This is a genomic window from Nocardia blacklockiae, from assembly GCF_015477355.1.
Lineage (GTDB): Bacteria > Actinomycetota > Actinomycetes > Mycobacteriales > Mycobacteriaceae > Nocardia > Nocardia blacklockiae.
In genome coordinates this window covers 413,045-419,713 of the sequence record NZ_JADLRJ010000006.1, presented here as the reverse complement: position 1 = coordinate 419,713, position 6,669 = coordinate 413,045, and the positions used below count along the sequence as shown (strand labels likewise).

Sequence of the window (6,669 nt, the reverse complement as noted above, 5' to 3'; positions counted from 1 at the left end):
CCACCACCAACACCACCACCCTCGCCCTCCTCTCCACCGACGGCGGCACCCTCCTCCTCCCCACCCACACCACCACCCCACCCCTCGACACCCTCACCACCACCCTCTCCCACGCCGCCCGCGTCCCCATCACCGCGACGGTCGTCACCGCGCCCACGCCCACCATCCCGACCGCGACCGACCAGGCGCACCAACTGCTGGACATGGTGACCCGGCTGCACTCCGAGCCCGGTCTCTACCGCTTCGACGACCTGGCCCTGGAATACCAGCTCACCCGCCCGGGTCCCGGCCGCGAATACCTCGGTTCGCTGCTCGATCCGCTCGATCACCACCCCGAGCTGTTGCAGACGTTGCAGACCCACATCGCCCACAATCTGAACCGGCAGCGCACCGCCCGGTTGCTGCACGTCCACACCAACACCGTGGACTACCGGCTCAAGCGCATCGGCCAGCTCACCGGTTTCGATCCGACCCAGGCCAGCGGCCTGTGGTACCTGCGCTCCGCGCTGGTCGCCCGCAGCTACGGCGCCTGAGCGCCGGCTACCAGCTCGGCCGGGTCCGCAGGGCGGCGACGTAGGCGCGCGACACGGTCGAGGTCAGCAGGTCGAGCATGTCGACCACGAACGCCCGGTCGGCCACGGGGTCGGCGCAGCCGCGCGTGCCGAGGGGATCGATCCGGTCCAGGCTCACCTTCACCCCGCGATGAATCGCGTGCTGCACGGTGTCGATCGGCACACCGTCGCGCGCCCAGTCCGCGGCCGCGTCCTCGAGCCGGTGCAGTGCCTGCGCGGCCGCCGATTCCGTCGCGTCCAGCAGCACCAGGGCCAATTCGAAACCGAGGCGAATCACCGCCGCGGAATCCGTTTCGACTGTGCCCCAATTATTTTCCGGGTCGGCGCCGCCGGAATCGTTGCCTCGCATCGCGCTCCTTCCGCCGGCCCGGGTCCTTTCGCACCGAAAGTAACCGGGACGGGCGGCGTTGACGAGCGCTCCGGACGGCTTGACACAAACCTCCGAACGACAGCGAGCCGCGATTGTGACAATTCCCAAGGGAAAGCTATTGCACCCGTCCGGAATCGGGTTTGAGCCGACCGGCCGCCACCAGCGTCCGGTAGGCGGCGCGCTTGCGCGGGCACTCCTCGCGATGGCACGAACGGTGGCGCTGCATCGCCAGGTGCGCGTCGCTCACCGACATCGGCTCCTCCGGGGCCTCGTGCGGCCAGCCGATCGGCCATACCGACACGTCCATGGTGTCTCCTCCGGGGACGGGCGCCGGCCGCGCGTCGTCGAACTCGCTCGCCTCGCGCCGCCACGGCCACCGGTCCTGCCACAGCGCGGCGGCGGACAGCGCGATCACCGCGCCGAGCACGAGCGCGACCGTGGCGATCGCCGTCACTGCTGACTCCAGCACACACGCATGTCTAGTCGTCGTCCAGACCCGCCGAGAGGTAGGCCACCGCGGCCAGCCACTGCCCGCACCGCACCGTGTGCTCGGCGTGCAGGATCCGGCGCGCCAGGGCATCGGTGAGCTGGCCGTCCACTTCGCGGCACGACCGGCCGTCGCCGGAATGGCAAGGCGCCGAATGCCTTTGCGTGGTAGTCGTCATGCGACTTCCCCTCCACCGAGACGCGGTCGAGTATTACCGACGACGCTCGCTACATACTTGCATTGTGATACTCTGAACGTGATAGATGCTAGCGTGATTATCACGATAGCGAAAGAGGCTGGGGCGGAAGGGGATCAGGCGTCTCGGTTCGCCGGCACGCCGACCGGCATGGGAACACGATTACGCACGGCGCGAAAATTGTTGCTGGGCCGCGAGATCGAGCACATGATCAATACGGCGGGGCTCAGCCAGAGCGAGGCCGCCAAGATCATCGAGACGAGTCAGAGCCGAATCGCCATGCTGGCCAACGGCGTCGGCTCGATCACCGTCGGCGATCTGGAGCGGCTGGCCACCGAGCTGGGCTTCACCGATCCCGGCTATCTCGAGGCCCTCAAGGAACTGCGCCGCGACAACCACAAGCGCGGTTTCTGGAACACCGGATTCCGGCGCGCCTACATCGAGGATCTCCGCCTGCTGGTCGACCTGGAGGCGCACGCCAGCCTGCTGCGCGTCGCCGAGGCCGAGATCATGCCCGGCCTCGTGCAGTGCGAGTCCTACATCCGCGCGCTGCACGAACCCGGCGAGGCCGCCGACCCCGAGCCCGACCAGATCACCATCGAGGATTCGGTGCAGGCGCGCCTGGCCCGCCAGGAGATCCTGCTCGGCCCTCGCGCGCCGCAGTTCCGCGCGATCCTGTCCGAATCGTGCCTGCGGCGCGAATACGGCGGCCGCGCGGTCCTGCTCGAACAGCTCGAGCACCTGCTGACCCTGTCCAAGCGCGCCAACATCCTCATCCAGGTGCTGCCGTTCACCGTGACCACCCACGGCGCCGGCATGGAGGACCGCTTCACCCTGGTCCGGGTGCCGTCCCCCGGCGCGGCCGGCGACCTGGACATGGCGATCGTGGAGAGCCAGGGCGACATCCGCTACATCGACGACAAGCCCGCCGTATCGGCCCGGGAGACGGTGTGGTCACGCCTGTCGGCCGCGGCCCTGAGCGCCGAGGACACCCGCGCCTTCATCGAGCACATCGCCCGGTCGTTCCGCCGCAAGACCTTCAGCACCTGACGAGCCGTCCGTAACCACGAAGCGCAATGGGGGTTGCCATGAGCGAGTTCGAATCCCGCGAGATCGACGCCGCCCGGCCGTCGGCCGCCCGGATGTATCACTACTACCTCTCCGGCGAGGCCGTGTTCGACGTCGACAAGATCTTCGGCGAGCGCGTCTTCCAGGTCTTCCCGTACGCGGACACCTGGGCCCACCACAACCGCGAGTTCCTGCAGCGCGCCGTCGAATTCATGGTGGCGCAAGGGATTCGGCAATTCCTCGACATCGGGTCCGGCCTGCCGACGGTCGGCAACACCCACGAGGTGGCGCGCGCCGCGGCGCCGCGGACGCGGGTGGTGTACGTGGACAACGACATGGAGGCGGTCGACCGCGCCCACGACCTGCTGCTACAGCAGGCGGCGCTGGACCGCACCGCCGTCGTCGAGGCCGATCTGCGGTGTCCCGACCTCATTTTCGAGCATCCCGAGACCCGCCGGCTGATCGACTTCGACGAGCCGCTGGGGCTGCTCATCGTCAGCGTCTGGCCGTTCGTGCCCGACAGCGACCGGCCCTACGAGCTGATGCGGCAACTGCGCCAACGACTTCCGTCGGGCAGCTACGTGGCCATGAGCCACAGCACGCTCGACGACGCCACCCCGGAACTGCGCCGGCGCATCGGCGAACTGGTGGAGTTGTACCGCAGCACCTCCGATCCGGCCGTCACGCGCACCCGCGACGACTTCGCCGCCTTCTACGACGGCCTCGAACTCGTCGAGCCGGGGATCGTGTACGCCCCGGACTGGCGGCCGCAGCGTCCGGTGGATCAACGAGATCCCGCCCGGCCGTGTAATTTTGCCGCGGTTGGCTATAAGCCATAGATATATCCGCAGGCGCTCGGACACCGCGTTCGCGCGCCTGCAGTTTTACTCTGTAGAAAGGGCACCACCCATGACGCCGCTACCCATCTTCACCGCGGGCGACTTCCGGAAGGCGAGCGCCAGCTCGCCCAACCAGAACTGCGTGCGCGTCGCGCGCAAGCAGGGCTGGACCGCGGTCTGGGACGACAAGCGCGCCACCGACCTGACCACCACCTCCACCGCTCTGCCGGCAACCGAACTCCTGCTGTTCACCGATGAACAGTTCGACGCCCTCCAGGCCGCCGTGCGCGGCACCGGCACCGGCTCGCCGCTCGCGGTCACCCACCGCGCCGACGGCCACTACGTGTTCCGCGCCGCCACCCCGCAGCCGGTGGACGGCGTCGAGCTCGTCTTCGACCAGAACGAACTCGACGCCTTCCACCACGGGGTGCGCAACCACGAATTCGACCACGCCTGAGGCGCGACCGAAGACGTATCCACGCTCGTATCAGGGATCTCGCGTATCCACGGCCGGTGCCCGCCCCGCGCGGGCACTGTGCCCGGTCCCCCTGCGACCGTAGAAGCAACAATCTTGCGCACCAACGACATTAAGCCCACATGACGCCCGGCGCACCCCCGGACGGACAACTCACGAACCTCCGGGCCCGGGCTTGGGGCGCTGTCACAAGGGCTCGATCAGCTCACTTCGTCCAGCCGCACCCGCACGGTGACCCGGCCGCGCTCGTCGCGGGTGCTCACCGCGTGCCCGCGCCGGTCGACACCGCCGAGATGCAGCGTGATCGGGCCGCCCGCGCCGAGGAAGTTGCGCCACCAGCTCTTCTTGTCCGGCATGGCGACTCCGATGACGTACTCGTCCCCCACCCGCCGGTAGTTCACCGGCGTGCTGAACGTCTTCCCCGATTTGCGGCCCACATAGGTGATGGTCACGAAGCTCTTGCCGAGCAGCGGGCCGACCACGGGCGCCTCGGTCAGCGCCACCACCCCCGCGTTGAGGCCCCGCACCATCGTCCCCAGCACCGATTTCGAATCCACAGCTTCCTCCCGGCCGATCACCCCGAACATCTCCGACGCCGTCCAGCCTAGCCGCGCCCGGCACGGGATCGGCGGCGCGCCGACCGGGACGACACGCCGCGGGTCCGCTTCCGACCGGAAGCGGCTGCCGCACAGGCGGTCTCGGCACGGATTCGATCGTTCCCTGGACGGGCGGGCAGCGCCGGAGCACACTTTAAGGGGACATCCGGCAGCCGTGGCCGGATGCGGGGCGAGGGGCAGGGCATATGCGGATCCGCCCGCGGCAACAACTACTGGACCTGTGGCGGGCCGTGCTCGCGTGTTCCTACCGGGACGAGAAGTGGGTCTGGGGCGGTCGGGACGGCGCCAATTCCATCAGCGACGCCGAGCAGTTGCTGTGCCTGCTGTATCCGGCCACGGAGATCGCGGCCTTCGCCCTGGACCAGCCCGACGAGATGGCCGCCGACGTGCAGGCCGCCCTCGCGCCGTTCGGCGAGGAGGCCCGCATCGGCGGGGTGCTGGTCGGCCTGCTCGAGGACTACCTCGCCCGCTACACCGGCCCGGACGGCCGGCCGGTCTTCGCCGCGGGCGGTTACCTGCACGGCGAGGACGGCACGCCGCCCACCGAGGCCCAGCGCGAACTCGAAGTGGTCGACTCCTATTCGATGTCGGTGAGCCTGTGCATCGCGGCGCTGCGGTTCCTGCGCGGCTATCAGCGCGCCATCGACGCGGAGGTCCGGCTGGAGGCCCGGCAGCTGCGCGAGCGGATCCCGCCGGTGATCGACCGGGTGGGCGAGCGGCTCACCAGCGCCATGGCCGGTCTGGTGCGCAGCTTCGTCATTCACACGCCGGAGCCGAAATCGGTAGCGGGCGCGACCATCCTGTCGATGCTCAACCAGAATCACGCCTCCGACGCCGAGGTCATCCAGCGCCTGTCGGCGCGGCTGGAGCGGCTGCGGGTGCAGGCCGCCAACGAGGTCCGCCTCGGCCGGACCACCGACATCGATGTCGCCGACGACGCCCGGCTGTTCGAATGCGGATGGAGCTGGGGCATCGTGCGCGGCGCCGAGGCGGTGACCTTCGTGCCCGGCCGCATCGGCACGACGCCGGGTCGCGCGGAGCCCCGGCCGTACCTCTATTTCACCGGGGTGGCGCTGGACGGCATCATCGACCTGTCGTCGCAGCGCATCCGGGAGCTCGACCTGCTGACCGACGAGCAGCGCAAACTCGGCGACGCTTTGCAACTGCGCTTCGAACTCACCCGCAACTACTGGTCCGCGGTGGCCCGGTTCGACAGCGGCCGCTGGCCGCTGGAGGACATCCCCTGGCGCACCACCGACGGCGAGGAATCGGACTACTCCAGCCTCGCGGTCACCTCGATGCTCGTCCAGGACCTGATCTACCGCGACAGCACCGAGGATCTCGCCCGCGCCGTGGGCGTGTTCGACCAACTCGCCCGGCGCGGCCGCCTCACCAGCCGCCTCACCGCCGGCGACGCCGCCGCGACCCTGCACTACCCCGGCGTGCGGCTCCGGTTGGCCGGCAGCGAGGAGATCGGCGACGGTCCCCGATTGTTCTGGCACGTACCGGATTTCGCCACGATGATGCTGAAACGCTGTCTGCAGGCCGCGCACCTGCGCACCGACATCGACACCCGCGACCGGCTGATGGTGCTGGCCGAGGCGGCCATGGACAACCTGGAGCGGCGCAGCCTGCGCGACGGCCCCGCCGCGGGTCTGTGGGACGACACCGGCCGCCTGCTCGGCGTCGCGGACACCGTCCCCGACAGCCCGTCCTGGTTCGTCACCGAGCGAATGATGGAATGCCTGGTCATCGCCTACCGGACCTTCCGCGAGCCCCCGCTGTCCCCGCCGACCATGGTCGCGCGCGCGGTGGATCTGCTGAACGAGGCCGAGCACCTGCTCAATCAGGAGGAACTCGAGGTCGAGGGCAACGACCTGTCCCCGGCCCAGGTGTCGGTCAACCGGATCCGCGGGTCGCTGGACCGGGCCCGCCGGGTGCTGCGCGACCGTCCCGGCACGGCCTACAGCCTGGCCACCATGGCGCTGATCCAGCTCGACGAACTGGCGTACGCGCGCCAGGACGCGACGCGGTGAGGCGGCCCG

General features: G+C 69.6%; 9 protein-coding genes. 5 read left to right on the top strand and 4 right to left on the bottom strand.

Annotation, left to right across the window (positions count from 1 at the left end; all coding sequences use genetic code 11):
• On the top strand, positions 1–533 hold a 533-nt coding region (locus tag IU476_RS21390), incomplete at its 5' end, for a PucR family transcriptional regulator (protein WP_195102646.1).
• Between the two features lie 7 nt (positions 534–540).
• On the opposite strand, the gene IU476_RS21385 is transcribed toward IU476_RS21390, so the two are convergent.
• The 3 genes from IU476_RS21385 to IU476_RS21375 form a co-directional block, all read right to left on the bottom strand.
• Positions 541–921: an RsbRD N-terminal domain-containing protein gene (locus tag IU476_RS21385; protein ID WP_195102644.1), complete on the bottom strand. Its 381-nt coding sequence runs from the start codon at positions 919–921 to the stop codon at positions 541–543.
• Positions 922–1,057: 136 nt separating this feature from the next.
• Positions 1,058–1,411 (bottom strand): hypothetical protein, encoded by a 354-nt coding sequence (locus IU476_RS21380; protein WP_195102642.1) that lies wholly within the window; start codon positions 1,409–1,411, stop codon positions 1,058–1,060.
• Between the two features lie 10 nt (positions 1,412–1,421).
• Positions 1,422–1,607, bottom strand: coding sequence for a hypothetical protein (locus tag IU476_RS21375; protein ID WP_195102640.1), 186 nt, complete (start codon positions 1,605–1,607; stop codon positions 1,422–1,424).
• Between the two features lie 168 nt (positions 1,608–1,775).
• Between IU476_RS21375 and IU476_RS21370 the strand changes: the two genes are divergently transcribed.
• From IU476_RS21370 to IU476_RS21360, 3 genes are all read left to right on the top strand, one after another.
• Positions 1,776–2,675: a helix-turn-helix domain-containing protein gene (locus IU476_RS21370; RefSeq protein ID WP_195102639.1), complete on the top strand. Its 900-nt coding sequence runs from the start codon at positions 1,776–1,778 to the stop codon at positions 2,673–2,675.
• A 38-nt stretch (positions 2,676–2,713) separates the two neighbouring features.
• Positions 2,714–3,532, top strand: a complete 819-nt coding sequence (locus IU476_RS21365) for an SAM-dependent methyltransferase (protein WP_228823985.1) — start codon at positions 2,714–2,716, stop codon at positions 3,530–3,532.
• A 70-nt stretch (positions 3,533–3,602) separates the two neighbouring features.
• Positions 3,603–3,989: a hypothetical protein gene (locus tag IU476_RS21360; protein ID WP_195102634.1), complete on the top strand. Its 387-nt coding sequence runs from the start codon at positions 3,603–3,605 to the stop codon at positions 3,987–3,989.
• A gap of 218 nt (positions 3,990–4,207) precedes the next feature.
• Here IU476_RS21360 and IU476_RS21355 read toward each other — a convergent pair whose 3' ends face one another.
• On the bottom strand, positions 4,208–4,564 hold the full coding sequence (locus IU476_RS21355) for a nitroreductase/quinone reductase family protein (RefSeq protein ID WP_324194169.1): 357 nt from the start codon (positions 4,562–4,564) through the stop codon (positions 4,208–4,210).
• 245 nt (positions 4,565–4,809) lie between these two features.
• On the opposite strand from IU476_RS21355, the gene IU476_RS21350 reads away from it, so the two are divergent.
• Positions 4,810–6,660: an SCO2524 family protein gene (locus IU476_RS21350; RefSeq protein WP_195102630.1), complete on the top strand. Its 1,851-nt coding sequence runs from the start codon at positions 4,810–4,812 to the stop codon at positions 6,658–6,660.
• Positions 6,661–6,669: the final 9 nt, after the last annotated feature.